This window comes from Acinetobacter sp. AOR34_HL (assembly GCF_027854795.1).
GTDB classification, from domain to species: domain Bacteria; phylum Pseudomonadota; class Gammaproteobacteria; order Pseudomonadales; family Moraxellaceae; genus Acinetobacter; species Acinetobacter junii.
Window position 1 is genome coordinate 1 of record NZ_JAKTID010000027.1, and the last position, 23,499, is coordinate 23,499.

20 protein-coding genes and 1 tRNA gene are annotated in these 23,499 nt (G+C 44.7%); 16 read left to right on the forward strand and 5 right to left on the reverse strand.

Annotation, left to right across the window (positions count from 1 at the left end; genetic code table 11):
• On the forward strand, positions 1-808 hold an 808-nt coding region (locus MKL32_RS03410), incomplete at its 5' end, for an IS3 family transposase (RefSeq protein WP_270900170.1).
• A 639-nt stretch (positions 809-1,447) separates the two neighbouring features.
• Here the strand turns inward: MKL32_RS03410 and MKL32_RS03420 are convergent.
• Positions 1,448-2,131, reverse strand: coding sequence for a pirin family protein (locus tag MKL32_RS03420; RefSeq protein ID WP_004959403.1), 684 nt, complete (start codon positions 2,129-2,131; stop codon positions 1,448-1,450).
• A gap of 192 nt (positions 2,132-2,323) precedes the next feature.
• The gene (gene argG, locus MKL32_RS03425) at positions 2,324-3,667 is read right to left on the reverse strand and encodes an argininosuccinate synthase (protein WP_004913003.1); all 1,344 of its coding nucleotides are present in this window, start codon (positions 3,665-3,667) and stop codon (positions 2,324-2,326) included.
• Positions 3,668-3,960: 293 nt separating this feature from the next.
• On the opposite strand from argG, the gene MKL32_RS03430 reads away from it, so the two are divergent.
• The 9 genes from MKL32_RS03430 to MKL32_RS03470 all read left to right on the forward strand — a co-directional run bounded on the left by MKL32_RS03430 (position 3,961) and on the right by MKL32_RS03470 (position 12,067).
• On the forward strand, positions 3,961-5,991 hold the full coding sequence (locus tag MKL32_RS03430; RefSeq protein WP_042893696.1) for an NADPH-dependent 2,4-dienoyl-CoA reductase: 2,031 nt from the start codon (positions 3,961-3,963) through the stop codon (positions 5,989-5,991).
• 86 nt (positions 5,992-6,077) lie between these two features.
• Positions 6,078-6,167 (forward strand) — tRNA-Ser (locus MKL32_RS03435).
• 806 nt (positions 6,168-6,973) lie between these two features.
• Complete coding sequence (locus tag MKL32_RS03440; protein WP_002058491.1) at positions 6,974-7,234, forward strand: hypothetical protein; 261 nt, start codon at positions 6,974-6,976, stop codon at positions 7,232-7,234.
• Between the two features lie 17 nt (positions 7,235-7,251).
• Positions 7,252-7,833 carry a hypothetical protein gene (locus tag MKL32_RS03445; protein WP_049174360.1) on the forward strand — a complete coding sequence of 194 codons (582 nt, stop codon included), beginning with the start codon at positions 7,252-7,254 and terminating at the stop codon, positions 7,831-7,833.
• 11 nt (positions 7,834-7,844) lie between these two features.
• Positions 7,845-8,225 carry a hypothetical protein gene (locus tag MKL32_RS03450; RefSeq protein WP_004960803.1) on the forward strand — a complete coding sequence of 127 codons (381 nt, stop codon included), beginning with the start codon at positions 7,845-7,847 and terminating at the stop codon, positions 8,223-8,225.
• Positions 8,226-8,365: 140 nt separating this feature from the next.
• Positions 8,366-8,665 (forward strand): hypothetical protein, encoded by a 300-nt coding sequence (locus tag MKL32_RS03455; RefSeq protein WP_004988544.1) that lies wholly within the window; start codon positions 8,366-8,368, stop codon positions 8,663-8,665.
• A gap of 111 nt (positions 8,666-8,776) precedes the next feature.
• Positions 8,777-9,814, forward strand: a complete 1,038-nt coding sequence (locus MKL32_RS03460) for a DUF932 domain-containing protein (protein WP_270900171.1) — start codon at positions 8,777-8,779, stop codon at positions 9,812-9,814.
• A 144-nt stretch (positions 9,815-9,958) separates the two neighbouring features.
• Entirely contained in the window at positions 9,959-11,032 is a 1,074-nt protein-coding gene (locus tag MKL32_RS03465) for a YqaJ viral recombinase family nuclease (RefSeq protein ID WP_270900172.1), read from the forward strand.
• Between the two features lie 138 nt (positions 11,033-11,170).
• Positions 11,171-12,067 carry a recombination directionality factor gene (locus MKL32_RS03470; RefSeq protein WP_049590865.1) on the forward strand — a complete coding sequence of 299 codons (897 nt, stop codon included), beginning with the start codon at positions 11,171-11,173 and terminating at the stop codon, positions 12,065-12,067.
• A gap of 190 nt (positions 12,068-12,257) precedes the next feature.
• Here the strand turns inward: MKL32_RS03470 and cadR are convergent, their stop codons facing one another.
• Positions 12,258-12,665 carry a Cd(II)/Pb(II)-responsive transcriptional regulator gene (gene cadR / locus MKL32_RS03475; RefSeq protein ID WP_001219642.1) on the reverse strand — a complete coding sequence of 136 codons (408 nt, stop codon included), beginning with the start codon at positions 12,663-12,665 and terminating at the stop codon, positions 12,258-12,260.
• Positions 12,666-12,760: 95 nt separating this feature from the next.
• On the opposite strand from cadR, the gene MKL32_RS03480 reads away from it, so the two are divergent.
• The 3 genes from MKL32_RS03480 to MKL32_RS03490 are packed head-to-tail and all read left to right on the forward strand — an operon-like array spanning position 12,761 to position 15,490.
• Positions 12,761-13,663 carry a cation transporter gene (locus MKL32_RS03480; protein WP_270900173.1) on the forward strand — a complete coding sequence of 301 codons (903 nt, stop codon included), beginning with the start codon at positions 12,761-12,763 and terminating at the stop codon, positions 13,661-13,663.
• 3 nt (positions 13,664-13,666) lie between these two features.
• Complete coding sequence (gene lspA, locus MKL32_RS03485) at positions 13,667-14,179, forward strand: signal peptidase II (protein WP_000905420.1); 513 nt, start codon at positions 13,667-13,669, stop codon at positions 14,177-14,179.
• Positions 14,180-14,200: 21 nt separating this feature from the next.
• Positions 14,201-15,490 carry an ISL3-like element ISPpu12 family transposase gene (locus MKL32_RS03490; protein WP_000137810.1) on the forward strand — a complete coding sequence of 430 codons (1,290 nt, stop codon included), beginning with the start codon at positions 14,201-14,203 and terminating at the stop codon, positions 15,488-15,490.
• 67 nt (positions 15,491-15,557) lie between these two features.
• On the opposite strand, the gene MKL32_RS03495 is transcribed toward MKL32_RS03490, so the two are convergent.
• A complete protein-coding gene (locus tag MKL32_RS03495; protein ID WP_270900174.1) occupies positions 15,558-16,154 on the reverse strand; it encodes a putative adenosine monophosphate-protein transferase Fic in 597 nt (198 codons plus the stop codon).
• 12 nt (positions 16,155-16,166) lie between these two features.
• Positions 16,167-16,337, reverse strand: coding sequence for a YhfG family protein (locus tag MKL32_RS03500; RefSeq protein ID WP_000935322.1), 171 nt, complete (start codon positions 16,335-16,337; stop codon positions 16,167-16,169).
• Positions 16,338-16,637: 300 nt separating this feature from the next.
• On the opposite strand from MKL32_RS03500, the gene MKL32_RS03505 reads away from it, so the two are divergent.
• The 3 genes from MKL32_RS03505 to MKL32_RS03515 are packed head-to-tail and all read left to right on the forward strand — an operon-like array spanning position 16,638 to position 23,484.
• Positions 16,638-18,923 carry a type I restriction-modification system subunit M gene (locus tag MKL32_RS03505; RefSeq protein ID WP_270900175.1) on the forward strand — a complete coding sequence of 762 codons (2,286 nt, stop codon included), beginning with the start codon at positions 16,638-16,640 and terminating at the stop codon, positions 18,921-18,923.
• Positions 18,923-20,236: a restriction endonuclease subunit S gene (locus MKL32_RS03510; protein ID WP_270900176.1), complete on the forward strand. Its 1,314-nt coding sequence runs from the start codon at positions 18,923-18,925 to the stop codon at positions 20,234-20,236. Before MKL32_RS03505 ends, MKL32_RS03510 begins: the two co-directional genes overlap by 1 nt.
• Complete coding sequence (locus MKL32_RS03515; RefSeq protein ID WP_270900177.1) at positions 20,233-23,484, forward strand: type I restriction endonuclease subunit R; 3,252 nt, start codon at positions 20,233-20,235, stop codon at positions 23,482-23,484. The genes MKL32_RS03510 and MKL32_RS03515 overlap by 4 nt, the downstream gene beginning before the upstream one ends.
• The last annotated feature ends 15 nt before the right edge of the window (positions 23,485-23,499 follow it).

The following is a 23,499-nucleotide window of genomic DNA, read 5'->3' on the forward strand; positions in this document are numbered from 1 at the left end:
GCCATCTTGCCGGCGTAAGATGGCACAACAGGCAGTTGCCCAGCATGCCATTAGTATTCGTTTGGCTTGTAAAGCATTTGGCATTAGTGAAACCTGCTACCGCTATCAAGCCAAACTCAGCGATGACAATGCACTCATTGCTGAACAGCTCATTGAACTCACTGAGGAAAATTCCGATTGGGGCTTTGGTTTGTGCTTCTCGTATTTACGGCATGTTGAGAGTTGCTGCTGGAATCACAAGCGGGTTTACCGCATTTACTGTGAGTTGGCACTGAATCTGCGTATTAAACCGAGAAGAAGACTAAAACGGCATGCGCCTGAACCATTGAAAGAACCAATCCGAGAAAATCAGGTTTGGTCATTAGATTTTATGCATGATCAGCTTTCCGATGGTCGCAAGTTTCGATTATTGAATGTGATTGATGATTACCGCCGCGAAGGCCTAGCCATTGAAGCAGGGTTCTCATTGCCCACAATCAGGGTTATTCGTACGTTGAATCAATTGCTGGAGTGGAGAGAAAAACCGTTAGTGATCCGATGCGATAATGGTCCCGAATTTATCAGTCACGAATTTGTGCGCTGGGCTACTGAGCACGGTATTCGTATTGAATATATTCAACCGGGTAAGCCACAGCAGAATGCGTATATTGAACGCTATAATCGGACCATACGTTATAGTTGGCTGAGCAAGCATTTATTTGATACTTTGGATGAAGTACAAGATTATGCAACAAACTGGTTGTGGCATTACAACCATGAAAGACCACATCAAGCTAACAAAGGAAAGCCACCTCTAATGGCTGCTTAACCTCTACTTTTAACTTCGTTTATTTATGGGAGGATTACCCTATGATTACGCTTAGTTAAAATTGCAAGGCATTTAACCCTAAATTTTGTCATTTTATGCTACTTGACCGAGATTAGTATTGGTGATAATTTAATCAACAAGGAAGTCATATACTATTTAGGATTAAAGAGAAATCTTTCCTAAATGAACAAAGATATGACAACCTGAATACACAGCTAACAACGAACGAAACAATTTTGATTGTTTTTAAAAATGTTCAAGGTTGTAGAAAAGCCCGTTAATCGGGCTTTTTTAATGCCAATTTTTAAAAGAAAATCTAAGCTATATTTGGGAACAAAAATTAGAGTAGCAATAGGGGATTGTGGTGCTGATATTGATTATTTTAGTCTTTACTATTGGTTTGGTTTTCTTAATCTTATTAGCGAAGAAAGTTAAGTCTATACAGGATAATGCTGATTATAGTCACTCATATTCTTCAACAACTTCCGCATCTAATTCATATCAGGAACATGACGATCGGCATTCTGATGAATGTCGTTCTAGTGATGAATCAAATTCGGATACTAACAGTTGTGATAGTAGTAATCATGATTAAAAAAACTCGTACCTCAGAGGGAGAGATACGAGTTAAACTTCGACTTATGGTAGGTCAAACCAAATCATTTGGGCATCTTCAAGCCCCTTGATTGTTGCAGTCTCATCAAATAGTAAAGCATCGCCAGCTTTTACATGATGATCAGCAATCATAACTTCACCAGAAACCACGTGAACATAGTTCACTTTTTTCGTTGCTGTGATTTCTAATTGTTGATCCTTCTCAAGTACAGCTGTTTTTACTTCAGCATTTTGACGAATCAACATTGGTGCAGATTCATCGCCTGCGATTAGATGCCATTGGTTAGGATGATCCTTTGGGTTGAGCTGAATTTGCTGATAAGTTGGTGCAGCATTTTGAACATTTGGTTGAATCCAAATCTGTAATAGATGTACTGCTTTATCATGCTTATTCATTTCACTATGGGTTACACCTGTACCCGCACTCATTAATTGCCATTCACCTGCATTAATTTGACCTTCATTACCCATACTATCTTTATGAGAAATGGTGCCATCTAGTACACAGGTTAGAATTTCCATATTGTCATGCGGATGCGTACCAAAACCATTATGTGCTGCAATCGTATCGTCATTAATTACACGTAATGCACTCACACCCATGTATTTCGGATTGTACCAGCTACCAAATGAGAAACTATGGTAAGTATCTAACCAGCCAGCTTTTACATGACCGCGATTTTCACTACGATGTAGATAAGCATTCATCTTTCATCTCCTAATTCTTATGTTTTGCTTGAAAGTAATAATATCGATTCATAATGGTTATAAATAGTCTTTAATTGCGACATATTGTTCTATTTATGGAATGATTGTTTATTAAGGATCTTTATTGAGTTATTAAAAAAGGCTGAATATTATATTCAGCCTTTTCTGTAAGATAATTTACTTATCAATCGCTTACTTTGATTTGCTTTCCAATTGAGGAATTGCAGAACCTTGACCAACAGCAAGTAAACCTGTTTCTGTGTAGATACCAAGTTTTGCACGTGTATCGGTAATGTCGAGGTTACGCATCGTTAACTGACCGATACGATCCATTGGTGTAAACATTGAATCACCTTTCTCCATTGTTAAACGCTCAGCTTCATAAGTGAGGTTAGGAGATTCGGTATTCATAATCGTGTAATCATTACCACGACGTAATTCTAAAGTGACAGTACCAGTAATCGCTTTAGCTACCCAACGTTGTGCTGTTTCACGAAGCATAAGCGCTTGAGAATCGAACCAACGACCTTGGTAAAGTAGACGACCTAAACGTAAACCGTTGATACGATATTGTTCAATCGTGTCTTCGTTATGAATACCTGTAACTAAGCGCTCATAAGCGATATGCAATAGAGCCATACCAGGCGCTTCATAAATACCACGAGATTTTGCTTCGATGATACGGTTTTCAATTTGGTCAGACATACCAAGACCATGACGACCACCGATACGGTTAGCTTCTAAGATCAGCTCAACAGGATCTTCAATACGCTGGCCATTTAATGCAACAGGGAAACCTTCTTCAAAAGTAATTGATACTTCTTCTGCATCAATTTTTACATCTTCTTTCCAGAAAGCAACGCCCATAATTGGGTCTACGATCTTGATACCTGCATTGAGGTATTCTAAATCCTTAGCTTCGTGAGTAGCACCCAACATATTAGAGTCAGTTGAATACGCTTTTTCCTTTGACATTTTATAGTCAAAACCGTTGTCGATGAGGAACTGTGACATTTCCGCACGACCGCCTAACTCATCAATAAAGGTTTGGTCTAACCACGGTTTGTAGATTTTTAGAGCTGGATTGGTCAATAAACCATAACGATAGAAACGTTCAATATCGTTACCTTTATAAGTAGAACCATCACCCCAGATGTTCACATCATCTTCTTTCATTGCTGTCACAAGCATAGTACCTGTTACTGCACGACCTAAAGGTGTTGTGTTGAAATATGGTACTCCGCCAGTGCTAATATGGAAGGCACCACATTGAATTGCAGCAATACCTTCAAGAGCAAGTTGTAAACGACAATCGATTAATCGAGCTTTGACTGCACCGTATTGTTCAGCTTTCTTTGGAATAGCATCATAGTCATCTTCATCAGGTTGACCTAAGTTTGCTGTATAAGCATAAGGTTCCGCACCTTTTTGCTTCATCCACAATAAAGCTGCTGAAGTATCGAGACCACCAGAAAAGGCAATCCCAACTTTTTTGCCTACAGGTACGTGCTGCAAGATAGTTGCATTATCAGTCATTGCTTGTCCTAACGTTTATTAGTAAAGACCCCGAATAGGTGGTCTTGAGAATAAAAAATCAGAGCTATTGTAACACTTTTCATTGAGCTTGTTTTCCTCAAAGAAAAACTAAGCAGAAAAATTATGTGCGCTTTCATGTGGAATATTGAATTTTTAAGATGTAAATCATAACGGTTACATTTGTTTTGACTTTAGTGTCAGCATTTTCTTAAAAAAAGTCATAAACACGTATAAAAATTCAGTTAAAGTACTATGCAACAAGTTGCAAAACCAATAAATATAGAAGGAATACCATGACTAGCTATGCAAATATCTTAAAACCATTACATTTGGGTTTTACGACCATTAAAAACCGTGTTGTGATGGGTTCAATGCACTCTGGTTTAGAAGACCGTTTTTTTAACTATCCTAAACTTGCAGCTTATTTTGGTGAGCGTGCAAAAGGGGGCGTTGGTCTTATTATCACTGGTGGTATTTCTCCAAACCGTCAAGGTTGGTTATTGCCAGCGGGTGGTACGATGAATAGCTTGGTGGATATTCCTCATCATCGTCTTGTTACTCACGCTGTGCATAAGCATGGTTCAAAAATTCTTATGCAGATTTTGCATTCTGGTCGTTATGGATATCATCCATTTTCAGTTTCTTCTTCGCCAATTCAAGCACCAATTAACCCATTTAAACCACGTCAAATGTCAGATTCACAAATTCTGGCTACAATTGATGACTATGCACGCTGTGCAAGCCTAGCTAAAAAAGCAGGGTATGACGGTGTTGAAATCATGGGTTCAGAGGGATATTTAATCAACCAATTCCTTAGCAGCCACGTGAACAAGCGCACCGATCGCTGGGGTGGTGATATTGAAAACCGTATGCGTTTTCCTGTGGAAATTGTAAAAGCAATCCGTGCCAAAGTGGGTGAGAAGTTCATTATCTGCTTCCGTTTATCCATGCTGGATCTCGTGCATGACGGAAATACAATGCAGGAAGTGATCGTAGTAGCAAAGGCACTTGAAAAAGCAGGCGTGACTTTATTAAATACAGGGATTGGCTGGCATGAAGCACGTATCCCAACGATTGTCACTTCTGTGCCTCGTGCTGCATTTGTAGACTATACTGCTCATGTTAAACAGCATGTTTCTGTTCCAATCATTGCTTCAAACCGTATTAATATGCCTGATGTTGCAGAAGAAATTATTGCTTCAGGTAAAGCAGATATGGTGCAAATGGCAAGACCATTTTTAGCTGATCCATACTGGGTAAATAAAACTGCAACCAATCGTGTAGATGAGATTAATACCTGTATCGCCTGTAACCAAGCATGTTTAGATCATGCGTTTAAAAATCAACGTGTGAGTTGTTTAGTTAATCCACAAGCGTGTTATGAAACTGAATTGGTTTATATTAAAACTAAAAAACCAAAACGTATTGCTGTGGTAGGTGGTGGTGTTGCTGGAATGTCAGCAGCTACAGTCGCTGCAAGTCGTGGTCATGCAGTGACGTTGTTTGAAGCAAGTGATGATGTTGGTGGTCAATTTAACTTAGCGAAAGTTGTCCCAGGAAAAGAAGAATTCCATGAGACGATTCGTTACTTTAAAGTTCAACTTAAACAAACTGGAGTTGATTTACGTTTGAACACTCGCGTAAATCGTGAACAACTTGAACGTGAAGGTTTTGATGAAGTTATCGTGGCAACAGGTGTTGTTCCTCGTGCTTTAAAAATTCAGGGCAGTACTGCTTCACAAGTTTTATCTTATGCTGAAGTTTTAAGAGGCGCTGAAGTTGGGCATAAAGTCGCAGTTATTGGCGCGGGTGGTATTGGTTTCGATGTGTCAGAATTTTTGTTAAAGCCACCGCATCAGCCTCAACCACAACCTTTAGCTGAATGGCAGCGTGAATGGGGTGTTGATCCAAATCCAGACTATATTTCTGAAGGTGGAACTCAACGTCCTGAAGTGGAAATGCCAGTTCGTCAAATTTATTTATTACAACGTAAAACGACACCTCTAGGTATCGGTTTAGGTAAAACATCTGGTTGGGTTCATCGAGCACAACTCAAAAAACATGCAGTACGTATGTTAAGAGGCGTTCAATATAAATCTGTGACTGATGAAGGATTGTGGATCGAGCATAATGGTCATGATCAGTTATTGCGTGTTGATACGATCGTGGTATGTGCTGGTCAAGAATCTGTAAAAGATTTGATGCCAAAAGAAGGTGAGAATACCTTTGCTAATTATCATATTATTGGTGGTGCAAAGCTTGCTGCTGAGCTTGATGCAAAACGTGCGATTCGTGATGGTGCTGAATTAGCAGCAAAACTTTGATAATTGATGAAACATTATGCATTTGAATACATTGCAGTTAAATTTTTCTTGAATAAAGGAATCAAGCTTTGTATTCTTACGCACATGGAAGCGTGGCAGAGCGGTTTAATGCACCGGTCTTGAAAACCGACGAGGGTGTGAGTCCTCCGTGAGTTCGAATCTCACCGCTTCCGCCAAATTTTAAGATAAGCCCTTGTATTTGCAAGGGCTTATTTTTTGTCTGTGTTTTTACCCCTCAACCTACCCCTCATCAAATTTTGGATTGGATTGATTTCTTTTGGTGGTATGTGGAAGATTAAGGAATATAGTTTAATAAGCTGTATTTAAATCTAACTAAATTCTTATTCAAACATTTTTTAATTATAAATATTTTCACTCCCCATCTATTTAGCTTGCTTGACGCTCTACAGCGTGCAGATTATCCTTAGTCTGCTGACCTACATCGTCAGCGGGTTTTGACAGACCCATTAACAAAGACAATATGTGAAATCTGATTTTGCATGTTGTGGACCCGTTCGTCCCCCTTCTTTGCGGTAGGGCGGAGGGGGGACGCGCTTGCGCGTGCTGGTTTCTTTGTTACCAGTCTGTCAACCCTCTTTCGTTCTGCCACCATCAATTGACAGTGATTTGGCAGGATTCTTTTAAAACAAAGGAGTACGCCATGCGCTTACATCAATACTGTCTTTTATATTTCTCTTTTTTATGTGTGCCCGATCTACACCACAGGGGTAATGTGACCTGATGCTGTGTATTTCATGCATTGCTGTGTCGATCACTTTCTAAGAATAAAACTTTTTCAATTACATATTACCGATATGAAGATGAATCTCTCATGCTGTTTTGAGGGGCGTAGATTTGTGTGCTTTATCGTCTATAACACTTCAAAAAAACATAGATATTCATTCCAATATTTATGACATGGGGAACACTGTGTCTGATTAAGACCAAGACCAGTGATGCCTATAAAAAAGAGAAAATGATGATGTTTAAAACTTTCCTAAAAACGACCCTGATTTCATCACTACTTGCAGGCGCCTCATTGGCGCAGGCAGGCTGGTTTGCACAAGCCAGTGAATCCTACCTTGTTCAAGCACGTCATACAGGCGGTGGGGTTTATCAATGTCTTTATAAAACCAATCCTGGCAACCGTGGTTGGCGTAATTTTACGGTGAACTTTCAAGGTGGTTGTCCACGCTTTGTTCACTTTAATGCGCAGAATGGTCAAGTCACTGTGCCCAACTAAATGAGGGGAACATTCAAATGACCCAAAAAACCATATTGGGCTTGGCAGCAATCTTAGCCCTGACCTTGATCAGCATCGCAGGCTTCTACTTCTTTAGCCCCAAACATGTAACTGAAAAAATGGTTCCAGCCAGTACTTCTGAGGTCAGCTCTGCACAACCTTTAGAATCTGCCAATTCAGAAGCAGTATCCACTGAGATTGCAGCAGCAGAAGTGGATGGGATTGATGTCAAAGAATTGACCACGGGAAGCAAAAGTCTGAGTCCATCAGATCATGAGCCTGAGCTGCTGAGTTTTGAGTTTGATCAAAACCTTAAGGCTGTGGATACCTTACTGTCGATGCTGCCTTATGATGAACTGCCTGAATTTGAGCAGGATAATATAGACAAGTATCAACGCTATATCTTTGCCAAAGCTGCAAAAGATACAGGCAAATCAGTGCAAGACTTTAGCTTGCAAGAACATGGCGCACTGGAGTCGGAGCAAGCGGGTAATCGCTACTACGTTTATAAATTTGATAACGGCACAGACTGTGAAATCCATTTGGCCAGCATTGATTTAAATACAGGCGATTATGGCGTGAGCTATAACTACTGCTAAGGATGAACTAGATGAAGCAACTTTTAAAACCCTTACTCCTCGCAGTGACTACAACGACAGGCATCATGTTGAGTGGCTGTAATGCAGGTCTTGATCCAAACACGTTTACGGTCGAACTCGATGTAATTGATACCAGTAACTGGTATGCCCAAAATCAATCCGCTACGGTATTGACCATCCGTTCCAATATTGCAGAGCCTATCGATGTCAGCCATGTTTCTGTCAATCATGGACAATGTCGTTATGAAGGCTATCGTCGATCATTGGAATATCCGCAGCATTTTAAGATGGGGCAACGTTTAAGACTAAAATTAACAGACTGTAGCTACAGTAATGTGGTGCAGGTTGATGTCGAAACAGATAAAGGCACTGCAAGCTATAGCTTTCAATAACCGTCTTGCATTCTAAATGTTAAAACACAGCATTTAAATTTAGATGAAACACCAAATCAAACCGTGTCCTCAATGGGCACGGTTTTTTTATGCCCTCAATTCAGCTTTTCGTACCCAATTCATTTAACAAGGAATATTCAATGTCCTTAATTCAATGCCCCTATTGTCAGTCCACCCATGTCAGACAGACTGATTCAAGTCATGCAAACGCCAACTATTTCGAACAACTGCAACGCTGTATTTCACCGACACAGATGGCGCTGTTCGGCATGCAGCTTGCCAAAAAGGCAGGATTCCCGCCTTTTACAGGCGCAGCCATCGGTGTTGTGGTGGGTGGTGTATTGGTTATTGTCAGTCAGTACTGCTATGAAAAATTTTACAGCAATGCCGAGCAGTATCTCTGTTTGGATTGCCAACAAGCGTTTGCATGGGTGCCGTAATCGCATCTCTGACTTTACACGGTTACATCTTTGAATAGATGGATTGTTTAAACCCTTACAGCACATTTCTGCATCTTTACATCTTTCACTTTTATTTGAGGAATAATCAAAATGGCACATCAACTTGAACAAATGGCGTATGTCGGACAAACCCCGTGGCATGGTCTGGGCAATCAACTTAGCCAAAACCAACCGATTGAAGTCTGGGCCAAGCAAGCAGGTATGGACTGGCGCATTGAATCATCCAATGTCAGCTACATGGCTCAAAACTCACGTGGACAAAGCATCATCATGCCGTATGAGGAACAGCGGGTATTGTACCGTTCAGATACTCATGCGCCTTTATCGGTGGTGAGTCAGCGTTATCAAGAAGTCCAACCGATGGAAATTCTGGAGTTCTACCGTGACCTGACCGAACAATCGGGGTTTGAGTTGGAAACTGCGGGTGTCTTAAAAGGTGGGAAAAAGTTCTGGGCCTTGGCACGTACAGGCCAAACAGCAGAATTGAAAGGTGGGGATGTCAGCAATGGCTATATTCTGCTAGCAACCGCATGTGACGGTACGTTGGCGACCACAGCACAATTCACCAATATCCGTGTGGTGTGTAACAACACTTTAGCCATTGCCTTGCGTGGACAGAGTTCCAATGCAGGCGTGGTCAAAGTACCCCACAGTACCAAGTTTGATGCTGATAAAGTCAAAGATCAACTTGGTATTTCAGTGAAAACATGGTACGACCACATGTATGAAATGAAACAACTCACCCAGCGTAAAGTCACGCAGAAAGAAGCAGCGGCTTATTTTGATGCGGTATTTAACAACAATAGCCTAAGTGCGATGGAACAGGAGGATAACATTATTCAGTACTACCGTAATGTCGCGTCTCAAGCCAATCCACAACCCAATAAAACTGAACCGAATGGACGTGCCATGACCAAAGTCATGAATATGTTTAATGGGCAGGGACGTGGAGCAGACTTATCTTCAGCCAAAGACACCGCCTATGGATTACTTTGTGCAATCACCGAATTTGTAGATCATGAACGTCGTGCGATGAGTACTGATCACCGCCTTGACTCTGCTTGGTTTGGTGCAGGGGCAGCATTGAAACAACGGGGATTGGAGCAGGCTTTACATTTAGCCGCTTAAGCTTGATTTAATCTTTAGACTTTATCATTAGAGCATCTGATCAGCACGATCATGTGTCCTCCTCATTAACGATCCCTCTTTGCCACATCTTCGGATGTGGCTTTTTTTATGCCGTTTTAAAATCAATGATAGAAGGATAAATCCATGAATCAGATTATAAACCCAACAGTAACGTCTCAATCTCAGTATTTACCAACTGTAGCCAATGACAAGCTTAAACAAAGTCAATCAGGTTCAAAACGTAGTTTAAATGCCAAACGTCTGATCAACACCAAACAATTGGACTATCAGGCATGGCTGGAAGTGCGTAAACAGGGAATAGGCAGCAGTGATGCCGCAGCTGCCTGTGGCTTAAATCCTTATATGTCGATGCTAGAACTGTGGATGATTAAAACAGGACGGGTACAGCAAAATATTGAAGATGAAAGCTCAGGACACGCACCTTTATATTGGGGCAAGCAATTGGAACCCTTGGTCGCAGAATACTACAGCATGCACACCAACCATAAAGTCCGCCGGGTCAATGCGGTGTTACAGCATCCTGATCCTGACAAAGCCTTTATGTTGGCAAACCTGGATTATGCCGTGGTGGGCAATGAAGACGTGCAAATCCTAGAATGTAAAACCGCAGGAGAATATGGTGCCAAACTGTGGCGAGATGGTGTGCCCTTATACGTGCTATGTCAGGTACAACATCAACTGGCCGTTACAGGCAAACAAGCGGCACATATTTGTGTTTTGCTGTGTGGACAGGAAACCAAAATCTACAAAGTCAGTCGTAACGAAGCCCTGATTGAACAAATCATTCAGGCAGAACGATTATTTTGGGAATGTGTTGAAAATGACGTTCCACCAGCAGTGGATGCCAGTGAATCGGCAGCCAAAGCTTTACAACAGCTCTATCCTTCACATACCCCACTGAGCTGTGTTGATCTAACGGAGGTGGAACTTGCCAACGAACTGTTTGATCAGCTGATAAAGGAAAAACAGCAGATTGAACAACACCAAAGCCAGTTTGATCTACTCAAACACCGAGTTCAGGCACTGATGCAGGAACATGAACGTGCCGTATTTCAGCAAGGTTCAGTGACATGGAAGAAGAGCAAGGATAGTATTAGCCTGGACATCAAATCCTTACTTCAGCACCAACCTGAACTCATCCAACAGTACCCATTGCAGAAAGCAGGCAGTCGTCGTTTCAACATTTATCACGATTAGCTCAAAACTTAGAGTTAATCACTCAGCAAGAAGAAATCTGAAATCCCGTGCAGTCCTGCACGGGATTTTTTATGCCGATTTTATTTTAAGCAAACAGTACAACACATCTAAACATATCAACGACAGAGGAATTTCAACATGATTAAAGGTCTAGCCATTACACCGCCTATTTTAGGGCGAATCAGTATCGGCAAAGTTGTCGAAAAAAATGGCAAGCGTCTGCCTGAGAAAGACGATCAGTTCACCATTACCAGTCAAATACAGGGGAAGGACGGTTGGATCAAACACCCCTTGGATGAGCAATTGCGTAGTCAAGCACCCAATCAAAAACTCCGTTCAATCCCAGTCCGTATGATCTTTAATGATCCTGAACTCAATCTACGAGCGGAATACAGTTTATTTGACCGTCAGACAGGACGCCCGATTTGTGTGGGGAATGGTCAGACGTGTCAGCGTATGACATCACAAGGTGTAGAGCAACATCCTTGTCCATCACCCGACTTATGCCCACTTGGACAAGGCGGGCATTGCAAGCCTTATGCACGCCTGCATGTCAATTTAGGTGAAGCCGATGAGTTTGGGACTTTTATTTTCAGAACCACTGGTTTTAACAGCATTCGCACTTTGGCAGCACGTTTGAATTACTACCATGCAGCATCAGGTGGTTTGTTGTCGTGTTTACCATTGCAGCTCATGTTGCGTGGAAAAAGTACCACTCAAAGTTACCGTCAGCCTGTGTATTACGTGGATTTAACGTTACGGGAAGGCGTGGATTTGCAAACAGCAATTCAGACAGCCAAGGAGATTGACCAACAGGGGAAACAGGCAGGGTTTGATCAGGCGGCATTAGATCAGATTGCACGGCAGGGTTTTGCCAATGCCAAGTTTGAGGTGCATGCAGAGGAGGGGATGGAATTGCTGGAGGAATTTTATCCACACAGTGACAGTGCTGTAGATACAGAGCATTCAGCGCAATTGAGCTATGTGCAGGAGATTCAGCAGGGGTTGCAGCAGAGTGTTAGAGCTGTGAATTGAGCACAGTTGAATTATCTAGTCAGCTTGGTAAGTCAATTAATGGATTCTGAACAAGTTGGCTAGTCACTAATTGAAGGGAGCTTTGGCTCCCTTAATTTTTTTGGGTAAGCGGATTAAATGGTTGATCTTACCTTTGCATGAGAGTGAGGCAAACCGGCATCTCATCGGATTATCTGGTTGGCACTCCAACCTACTGCTGATGCATGCTTCCCTCGCTAATTCCAGCAAGAACCCCACACGCCTTAACTTCCCGGTCATCGTTGCAACGCGCTCTTAGTGAAACGAGTTGTTTCTCAAGCGCCTGTAGAGCGGTTATCTGCGAGCGCACATGAGAGATGTGATCATCGAGCAAGGCATTGACAGCGGTACAGGACTGATGAGGGTCGTCCTGATAGCGCTTTAGTTCGTGAATTTCTGCCAGTGACAGATCCAGGATGCGGCAGCGACGAATAAAGGCCAGCCGCTCAACGTGTTTCTCGGTATAGACACGGTAACCGTTCTCCTGCCGACCAGGCGGCGGCAACAAGCCCTGCCGTTCGTAGAAGCGGATCGTCTGTGTATCTACCCCTACTGACTGTGCCAACTGACCAATACGCATCGGGTTCCTCCGCAACGGATTCTCTACGCTATTGACATTATAGCTACTATATAGTTTTAAATGAAAACCCGATCACATTCAAGTGGAGTCATATCATGAGTAAAAACAAAAACTGCGGAGGCCCCTGTGGCGACCATGCAAGGCCTGCGGCGGATACCGATATGCAGGCCTCCTCCGATGCGTCGGGGGAATGGGTCAGTGTTTATGCCGTGCCGAAGATGGACTGTCCATCAGAAGAGCGCATGATTCGCCTGGCCCTGAACGGCGTTGAGGGGATTCGGGCACTGTCCTTCGACTTGTCGAACCGCCGGTTGAAGGTCGTGCATGACGGCGAGGCTGAGCCCATTACCGCGAAACTGGCGACCTTGGGGCTAGGCGCCTCGCTTCAGGAAACCGTCATTGCCGACCCAGAGACGATCAAGGCCGCTGAGAGCTCGGCAGTCTCTGCTACGCAGGAGTCAGGCACTCTGCGCGTGTTGCTCGGTATCAATGCGATCATGTTCGTGGTGGAAATGACTGCCGGTCTGATCGCCCAGTCTACCGGCCTGATCGCTGATTCCCTGGATATGTTTGCCGATGCAGCCGTCTATGGCCTGGCTCTCTATGCCGTAGGGCGCAGTGCGAAAATGCAGGTACGTGCCGCGCATCTTGCTGGTGTACTGCAACTGATCTTGGCTGTGGGCGTACTCGTCGAGGTAGTGCGACGCTTTGTTTTCGGTAGTGAGCCTGAATCGCTGATGATGATGGCGATCGCCTTCGTCGCATTGATTGCCAATACTGCCTGTCTGCTGCTCATATCCAAACATCGGGAGGGCGGGGCGCACATGAAGGCAAGCTGGATATTCTCGGCCAACGACGTGGTGATCAACCTGGGGGTCATCACCGCCGGCGCTCTGGTCGCGTGGACCGGGTCCAATTATCCGGATCTGATTATCGGCACCATCGTGGGGGTAATTGTACTTAACGGTGCTAGACGCATTTTGGCGTTGAAGGGTTAAATAATGCTCATTATTGGCAAAAAGCTCTCGCCGTATGCCCTATTGTCCATATCGGGCCTGCTGGCAGCGTCTGATCAGGCCGTAAAATGGCTGGTGCAACAATCAATGGCATATGGCGAGTCTATTTCAGTGACCTCATTCTTTAACTGGGTACACGTATGGAATACCGGTGCCGCGTTCAGTCTTTTTGCGAATGGTGGAGGCTGGCAGCGCTACTTTTTTATCGGAATCGCGGTAGTGGTCTCGATTTTTCTGATCAAGCTGATCCTTGAAAATCGTCATAAAGGAGAAGCCATCGCTTACAGTCTTATCCTCGGTGGCGCCATGGGCAACCTGATTGACCGGGTCTTTCGCGGCTATGTTGTGGATTCCTTTGATTTCTATTGGCGAGACTGGCATTGGCCGGCCTTCAACCTGGCTGATATTGCAATTGTCCTCGGTGCCTTACTTTTAGTTTCCAGCAGCTTGTTGGGTAAAAAAGCAAACACCAATGCCGAGTCGGATGGATCTGACTGACACCTACGCCTATACAACACCATGACCGAACTTCCCGACAACATCCTTCACCTGCCGCAATACCAAGTACTGGGCTGCAAATCAACCGACGACGAAATGCACTTCCAGGTGGACGTGCCCGATCCCATCGCCTGCGAGGAATGCGGCGTGCAGGGTGAGTTCGTACGGTTCGGCAAGCGTGACGTTCCCTATCGTGATCTGCCCATCCACGGCAAGCGGGTCACTCTCTGGGTGGTCCGCCGCCGATACACCTGCCGGGCCTGCAAGACAACATTCAGGCCCCAGCTACCGGAGATGGTGGACGGATTCCGTATGACACTGCGGCTGCATGAGTACGTGGAGAAGGAATCCTTCAACCACCCCTACACCTTTGTGGCGGCACAGACCGGCCTGGACGAGAAGACGGTGCGCGACATCTTCAACGCCCGCGCCGAGTTGCTGGGGCGCTGGCACCGCTTCGAGACGCCCCGCATCCTGGGCATTGACGAGCTATACCTGAACAAGCGCTACCGCTGCATTCTGACCAACATTGAGGAGCGAACCCTGCTCGACCTGCTGGCCACCCGCCGCCAGGACGTGGTGACCAACTACCTGATGAAGCTGAAAGACCGGCAGAAGGTCGAGATCGTCAGCATGGACATGTGGAACCCCTACCGGGCAGCGGTCAAGGCTGTGCTGCCCCAGGCCCGTATCGTGGTCGATAAGTTCCATGTGGTGCGCATGGCCAACGATGCCCTAGAGAGAGTGCGCAAGGACCTCAGAAAGGAGCTGAAACCGTCCCAGAGCCGGACTCTCAAGGGAGACCGGAAAATCCTGCTGAAACGTGCTCACGAAGTCTCAGACCGGGAGCGCCTCATCATGGAGACCTGGACAGGCGCGTTCCCGCAACTGCTGGCCGCCTACGAGCACAAGGAGCGCTTCTACGGCATCTGGGACGCCACCACACGGCTCCAGGCAGAAGCCGCCCTGGACGAGTGGATAGCCACCATCCCGAAGGGCCAAAAGGAAGTCTGGAGCGATCTGGTCAGGGCAGTGGGAAACTGGCGCGAAGAGACCATGACCTACTTCGAGACGGACATGCCCGTCACCAACGCTTACACGGAGTCCATCAACCGACTGGCCAAAGACAAGAACCGTGAAGGGCGCGGTTACTCCTTCGAGGTGATGCGGGCACGAATGCTCTACACCACGAAGCACAAGAAGAAGGCACCGACTGCGAAGGTCTCTCCTTTCTACAAGAAAACCATCGGTTACGGACTGCCGGACTTCGCAGAGGAACTCAACTACGGAGTCGATCTATCAACCATCTGAGGGTGGTATCAGATTGATGGGGTGAAGGTGCCCCATCAACCATTAAATCCGTATACCCATTTTTTTGTTATTCAGGAGTGATAATGCAGGCTTCAAAAATAGCGATCAGTCCATCTAGCCGGCAGTTGAATCCATCAATATTGGCCTGAATCCAAACTTCTTTATTGTCAATTTTATCCCATTGTACGCCATAGCCGCAGTGGGCGAGTAAATGCTCAAAGAAAATACGCTGAGTGCGTCCATTGCCTTCACGAAATGGGTGAATCACGTTGACTTCACAATAAAAATCAGCGATTTTTTGGATAAGTGCTGGTTTGGCTAAACCTTGAAAATAGTGCTGCTGCTCAAGTTGCTTGAAGAGCTTATTGGCTTCAATTTCAATACGGGGGAAGGTACAAAAGCGGGTATCGCCTTTGGCAATATCCACTTGTCTTAGTTCACCTGCCCAGGCATACAGGTCTGAAAAGAGCTGAAAGTGAATGGATTGCAGGTATTTGAGATCGTAAGGTGGCTCGGCATACTCAATTCGTGTGCTGGCATACTCAGTCAACTCCAGTTCTGCCTGTTGCAGAATTTTAGCATCCTGAATGTTCAGTTTGTTTTTGAGGACGTCCGAGTAGGGGTAACAGTAAATGCTGTCACCCATTTCACCATATTTATCCATAAGGAAGCCTGATCACGATTCCGAGGTCTGTGAGAATTTCTTATATTTCTGTAGAATCTGAGCTTTACTTAATGCCGGTGCGGTTGAGGACGGGTTAATGCCTTCCAGCTTTAAACTGGCTTGATAATTCTGCAAGCGCGTAGCTTGGATATATTTTTTTTTCTGTTCGAGAGTGTTTAGCATTCTGGAATTTCCTTGAACAAAGGTGATGTAAGCCTAGTTTAGCAGATGGGCTTATAAATAGGCACGGCTTTCAAAAGCAGGGTTGTAGCGTTATGGTGGATGAACCTTCTATGAGAAAAATCTGAAACCAGACGACAAAATTTGTCGCTTAACTGTCATGCAATAAATGAATAATCAACAATCTGCTTTTAAATAATATAATATTATCCAACAGTTAAAAAATTATCAGTATTATCTCTAGCAACCGAAGTGTCGCCAGATACTGATCACTGATAAGAATTCAGGAATTGATTCGCCACTATGACCAACAATAACTTTTCGCAAATCGCTTCTTTCATCTGGTCGGTTGCCGACCTGCTGCGTGGTGACTTCAAACAATCGCAATATGGCCGCATCATTTTGCCATTCACGCTATTACGTCGTTTGGAGTGTGTGCTAGAAAGCAGTAAAGCATCTGTGTTGGCGAAACATGAAGAAGTCGCCAAGATGAACCTACCCGAAGAAGCACAAGAAAAGTTTTTGTTGAGTGCCACCCAAGGTTTGGCTTTCTTTAATAGCTCGCCCATGGATTTGAGTAAAATGGGGCAGAGCGATATTAAAGCGAACCTGAGCACTTATGTGCAAAGCTTTTCCAAAGATGCCCGCGAGATTTTTGAATACTTTAATTTTATCGAATTTGTCGGTTTATTGGATGATGCAAACCTGCTGTATAAAGTGGTACAGAAATTTGCAACAACCGATCTTAGCCCTAAAAGCATTTCCAATCATGACATGGGCTTGGTGTTTGAAGAACTGATCCGTCGTTTTGCCGAAGGTTCTAATGAAACCGCAGGGGAACACTTTACCCCGCGTGACATTGTACGTCTGACCACGGCACTGGTGTTTATGGAAGATGATGACGTGCTGACCAAGGACGGCATTATCCGCACCATTTACGATCCTACAGCGGGGACGGGTGGCTTCCTGTCTTCAGGCATGGAATATCTGCATGAGCTGAACCCGAATGCCGTGATGCGTGCCTTTGGTCAGGAACTTAACCCAGAATCCTACGCCATCTGTAAAGCCGACATGCTGATCAAAGGCCAGGACGTGAGCCGGATTAAACTCGGCAACACGCTGTCGAATGATCAACTCTCTGTCGATCAGTTTGATTACATGCTGTCGAATCCACCCTTTGGCGTGGACTGGAAAAAAATCGAACAGGACATCAAGGATGAGCATGAACAAAAAGGCTTTGATGGCCGTTTCGGTGCAGGCTTGCCACGGGTATCGGATGGTTCACTATTATTCCTGATGCACCTGATCAGCAAAATGCGTGATGCCAGCAGCACCGAGAGCGGTAGCCGCATCGGGATTATCCTGAATGGTTCACCATTGTTTACTGGCAGTGCAGGCAGTGGCGAAAGTGAGATCCGTCGCTACATTTTAGAAGCCGACTTGCTGGAAGCCATTATTGCCTTACCGAACGATATGTTCTACAACACCGGGATTGCCACCTATATCTGGGTACTCAGTAATAAAAAAGCCGCTGAACGTAAAGGCAAGGTACAGCTGATCAATGCCTCAAACCTCAGTACCAAAATGCGTAAGTCGCTGGGTTCAAAACGTAACTATCTGACTGAAGCTGAAATTGCCACCATTACCCAAAATTACGGTGACTTTGTGGCGGTAGACACCTTGGCGCAGGATGGCGAAACCGAACAGCAAAAACCATTCGCCAGCAAGATTTTTGACAGCCATGAATTTGGCTACCGTCGCGTGACCATTGAACGTCCATTACGTTTATCGGCACAGATCACGGATAGCGCGATTGCATCATTACGCTTTGCCCCGAAACCGTTTAATGCCGTGATGCAAAGTATCGATGCACAATTGGGCACAGCCTTTGGTACAGCATGGACAGCAGAAACTTATGGTCAGTTGCAGGACGTGGCGCTTGAGGTCCGTGCCCTGATTAAAGCGGAATTCCCTGAGCTAAAAGAAAAAGACATTAAAGAGGTACTGGACAGCAAAATCTGGTTATTCCAGAAAGCCTTGATGGAAAAAGCCCAAGCGTTACAGGCCGTGATTGGCACTGAGCAGTTTGATGACTTTAACCAGTTTGATGAAGTGCTGAAAAAAGCCCTCAAGCAAACCGACATAAAGCTGGATGCCAAAGAGAAGAAACAGCTATTAGATGCCATTACTTGGAAGAATCCGGAAGCAGAACCAGTGATTAACAAGGTGCTGAAACAGGCGGAAAACCCACTGTATGGTCAGTTTAGTTATAAAGGCAAAGTTGTTGAGTTTGTGCAGGATGGGGATTTGCGTGATGCCGAGAATATCGCACTGAATCCAAAGGTCAGTACCACAGAGCTGATTGAAGAGTATTTTAAACGTGAAGTGCAGCCACATGTGGCCGATGCCTGGATCAATGCCGACAAGCGCGATGAAAAGGATGGCGAGATTGGCATTGTGGGTTATGAAATTCCGTTTAACCGTCATTTCTACGTGTACCAGCCACCACGTGATTTAAGCGAGATTGATGCGGATTTGGATGCGGTGAGTGCCGAGATTATGCAGCTGCTACAAGAGGTGCATTCTTAATGGTGAATACAGTGGCGAAGTATCAAAAATATACTGAATATAAAAAATCAGGTGTTGAGTGGTTAGGTGAAATTCCTCGCCATTGGGATTCAAAACCTTTGAAATATTTATGCACTTACAATGATGAGGTTTTGCCTGAAACAACTGCTAAAGATGCAGAGATTCAATATATTGATATTGGTAGTGTTTCAGCAGTTAATGGTATTTCTAAAATTGAAACAATGATTTTTAAGGATGCACCGTCACGAGCTAGACGTATCGTTAGAGATGGTGATGTGATTGTTTCAACAGTTCGCACCTATTTAGAAGCAATAGCACCTATTAACAATCCTCCTGAAAATCTAATCGTTTCAACAGGATTTGCTGTTATTCGTCCTAATCAATACTTGTATAAAAGTTTCGCATCATATTGTTTAAGGGCTAAAGGGTTTATCAAAGAAGTTGTGGCTCGTTCAGTAGGTGTAAGCTATCCAGCTATTAATTCATCTGATTTGGTGAATATTGCTATCCCAAGTATTGAATATGCAGAACAAGTGAAAATTGCCAACTTCCTCGACCATGAAACCGCCAAAATCGATCACCTGATTGAAAAACAACAACAACTGATTGAACTGCTGAAAGAAAAACGTCAGGCGGTGATTAGCTATGCCGTGACCAAAGGGCTTGATTCGAATGTCCCGATGAAAGATTCGGATGTGGCATGGTTAGGGGAAGTGCCGGAGCATTGGAAAATTCTAAATCTAAGATGGAAAATTAATATTGCTAGTGGAGAGGGAATATCTAGTAGCGAAATTGAAAGTGAGCCTGATTTCACAAAAAGGATACCTGTGATAGGTGGGAATGGCATTATGGGCTTTACAAATAAAAGTAATACTACATCTGCATTAGCTATTGGTCGTGTTGGTGCGCTTTGTGGGAATGTGCATCTCATCAATTATGAAAGTTGGATTACCGATAATGCATTAAAAATTAGCCAGTGGAATGATTTTGATAGTAGTTATCTAGTTTTTCTCCTTAAAGCTGCACGATTAAATGATATGGCTAATAAAAGTGCGCAACCCTTGATAACAGGTGAGCAAATTAAATCATTAAGAATTGTTATTCCACCTCTAGAAGAACAAAAAAGTATAGTTTTAAAAATTGAGGGCTTACTTCGATCTTTTGATCATTTAGTAGAGAAAGCTCAAAGTGCTATTAAACTCATGCAAGAACGCCGAACCGCCCTGATCTCAGCCGCTGTCACTGGTAAAATTGATGTTCGTAATTGGCAAGCTCCAACGCTTGCTGGTGCACAGACGGAGTTAAGCGCATGAGTCTAGACGCCACCCGTGAAAGTATTTTCCAGAACGACATCATTCAGCAGATGCTGGCTCAGGGCTGGCAACTCGGTACGCCACAAGGCTATAACCGTGAAACTGCCTTGTATGAGCAGGACGTACTAGATTTTGTGCAACAAACCCAAGCACAAGACTGGCAGAAGTTTCAGCGCATCTTTCCACAAGATTCCGATCGGCATTTTCTAGAAGCCGTGGTTGCCCAGCTGAAGAAAGCCGACATCAATGCCACTGATGAACAGTCACGTAGCTATGGCACTTTAGGTGTGCTGCGTCACGGAGTGAAAACCCGCAGCGCACGATTTTTCCTCTGTCAGTTTAAACCAGAACATGCGCTGAATCCCGATACCTTAGCCAATTACAAAAAGAACATCTGCCGCATTGTGCCAGAATTGGTCTATAGCCCCTATGCCACCGCTGCCGAGTTACAGGACAAAGGCAAACAGGCCAAGAAATGGCGTATTGATCTAGTCCTGTTTATCAACGGCTTTCCTGTTGCTACTCTGGAACTCAAGTCCGAGTTTAAACAGGCGGTGCAGAATGCCATGTTGCAGTACAAACGCACCCGCTTGCCCAAAGATCCAGAAACCAACAAGCCTGAACCGTTGCTAATGTTTAAGCGTGGCGCATTGGTACACTTTGCCGTGAGTCAGTACGAAGTCTATATGGCGACCCAGCTGGCTGGAGAAGATACTTTCTTCCTGCCATTCAATAAAGGCACACATGACGGTGGCGCAGGCAATGATGTGCCAGAAGATCAGAATCAGTACGCCACCGCCTATCTGTGGAATGAAGTCCTCACACCGGACAATTTGCTGAATATCATTGGACGTTTTGTCCATCTGCAAATTGAAGAAAAAGAAGACTGGGAAGGCCGCAAGTACAAAAAAGAACTGCTTATCTTCCCGCGTTACCACCAGTGGAATGTAGTGACTAAACTGATCAATGCCGCCTTAGAGGAAGGTACTGGACAGAAATACCTGATTCAGCACAGTGCAGGTTCAGGTAAGTCCAACTCGATTGCCTGGACAGCACATCAGCTCTCGACCCTGTACGATCAACACAATCAGAAACTGTTTGATTCGGTGATTGTGGTCACGGATCGTACCATTCTGGATGCCCAGCTACAGGATACCATCTATCAGTTTGAACATGCCGATGGAGTGGTCGGACGCATCAATAACAAAGAGGGTGATGGCTCCAAATCGGAAAAACTGGCCAAGGCACTGGAAACCTCACAGCCGATTATCATTGTGACCATCCAGACTTTCCCCTTTGTGTTGCGTGCGATTGAAAACAGTACCAATCTGAAACAGCGACGTTATGCGGTTATTGCCGATGAAGCGCATTCTTCACAAAGCGGCTCTACGGCACGACAACTCAAAGAAGTGTTGATGCTGGAAGAGCGCGAAGAGGATGCTGAATTGTCTTCGGAAGATATTCTGGATGCCGTGGTTGCAGCACGTAAGGGCAGTAATAACCTCAGCTACTATGCCTTTACCGCGACACCGAAAGACAAAACCCTGCAACTGTTTGGCCGTGTCCCCAATCCTGAGCTACCGCCATCCAAACAGAACAAGCCGGAAGCCTTCCATGTCTATTCCATGCGCCAGGCGATTGAAGAAGGCTTTATCCTGGATGTGCTGAAAAACTACACCAACTATAAGGTGGTGTATAAGCTGAAACAAAAAATTGAAGAAGCTGACAAACAAGTCGATGCCAAAAAAGCCAAGATCAGGCTGAATCAATGGGTACGCCTGCATGACCACAACATTTCCCAGAAAGTGAAAGTGATTGTCGAGCATTTTAAAAATAACGTGATGGGCTTATTGGGTGGACAGGCCAAAGCCATGGTGGTGACCAGTTCACGCAAGGAAGCGGTGCGTTACAAGCTGGCCTTTGACAAATACGTTTCTGAGCAAGGCTACAAGTCCATTCAGGCCATGGTCGCCTTCTCTGGTGAGGTTGAGTTTAATGACAAGGATACCGACAGCAGTGGCTTAGTCGGGCAGACCTTTAACGAACGCAACATGAACCCGGGACTGAAAGGTCGGGAAATGCGCAAGGCCTTTGACAGTGATGATTATCAGGTGATGTTGGTGGCCAACAAGTTCCAGACTGGCTTTGACCAACCGAAACTGTGTGCCATGTACGTCGACAAGAAACTTGGCGGTGTGGAATGCGTACAGACCTTATCACGCCTGAACCGCACCTATCCGGGCAAGGCGGAATCTGGCACCTTTGTATTGGACTTCTTCAATGATCCTGAAGACATTTTGGCAGCCTTCCAGCCCTATTACCAAACCGCAGAATTAGCCGATGTTTCCAATCCAGATCAGATCTTTGACCTGTTTGAAAAGTTGAAAGCCAGCAAGATTTTTCTGTGGACGGAAGTTGAACAGTTTGTAGAAGCCTTCTTTACCAAGAACAAATCCAATGCTGCGATCAGTAATATCTGCAAACCCGCGGTTGAACGCTGGCAGAAACGTTATAGTCAGGCCATCGAAGCCTATAACACCACCCGTGACATGCTGGAACGCTGCAAGAAAACCAATGATGCGGTGCTGATTGCTAATGCCGACAATGCCTTTAAAGAGGCCAAGCTCGAAAAAGACAAGCTGGAAATCTTTAAAAAAGACCTGGGAAGCTTTACTCGTTTTTACGAGTTTATGTCACAGATCGTGGAGTACGATGACAAAGAACTGGAAAAACTTAGTCTGTATGCGCGTAACCTGCGTCCATTGCTGCGTGAAACCGCAACGAAAGACGATGAGGTAGATCTAAGTAATGTCAGTATGAGCCATTACCGCTTGTCCAAGATCCGTCAGCAGGACATCAAGCTGAAAGAAGATGCCGAAGATTTTAAGCTGGAACCGGGCAATGACCTCGGTGCAGCCAAGCCACGCGATAAGAAAGAAGAGTTCCTGTCACAGATCATTGAGCGTCTGAATGATGTCTTTATCACCGATAACCTAACCGATAAAGACATGCTGAACTATGCCTATACGGTACGTGACAAGCTGGCGGAAAATGAGATTGTGATGAAGCAGATTGCCAACAATACCCGTGAACAAGCCATGCTGGGTGATTTCCCGAAAGCGATGGATGATGCCATTCTTGGCAGTAGTGCGGCACATCAGGAACAGATGATGCAGTTGCTGTCTGATCCGGCGAAGGCCAGCATCTTTGCTAGAGTGATCTTTGATATGTTGAGCAGTCCAAGATGACCGCTAAATTAACAA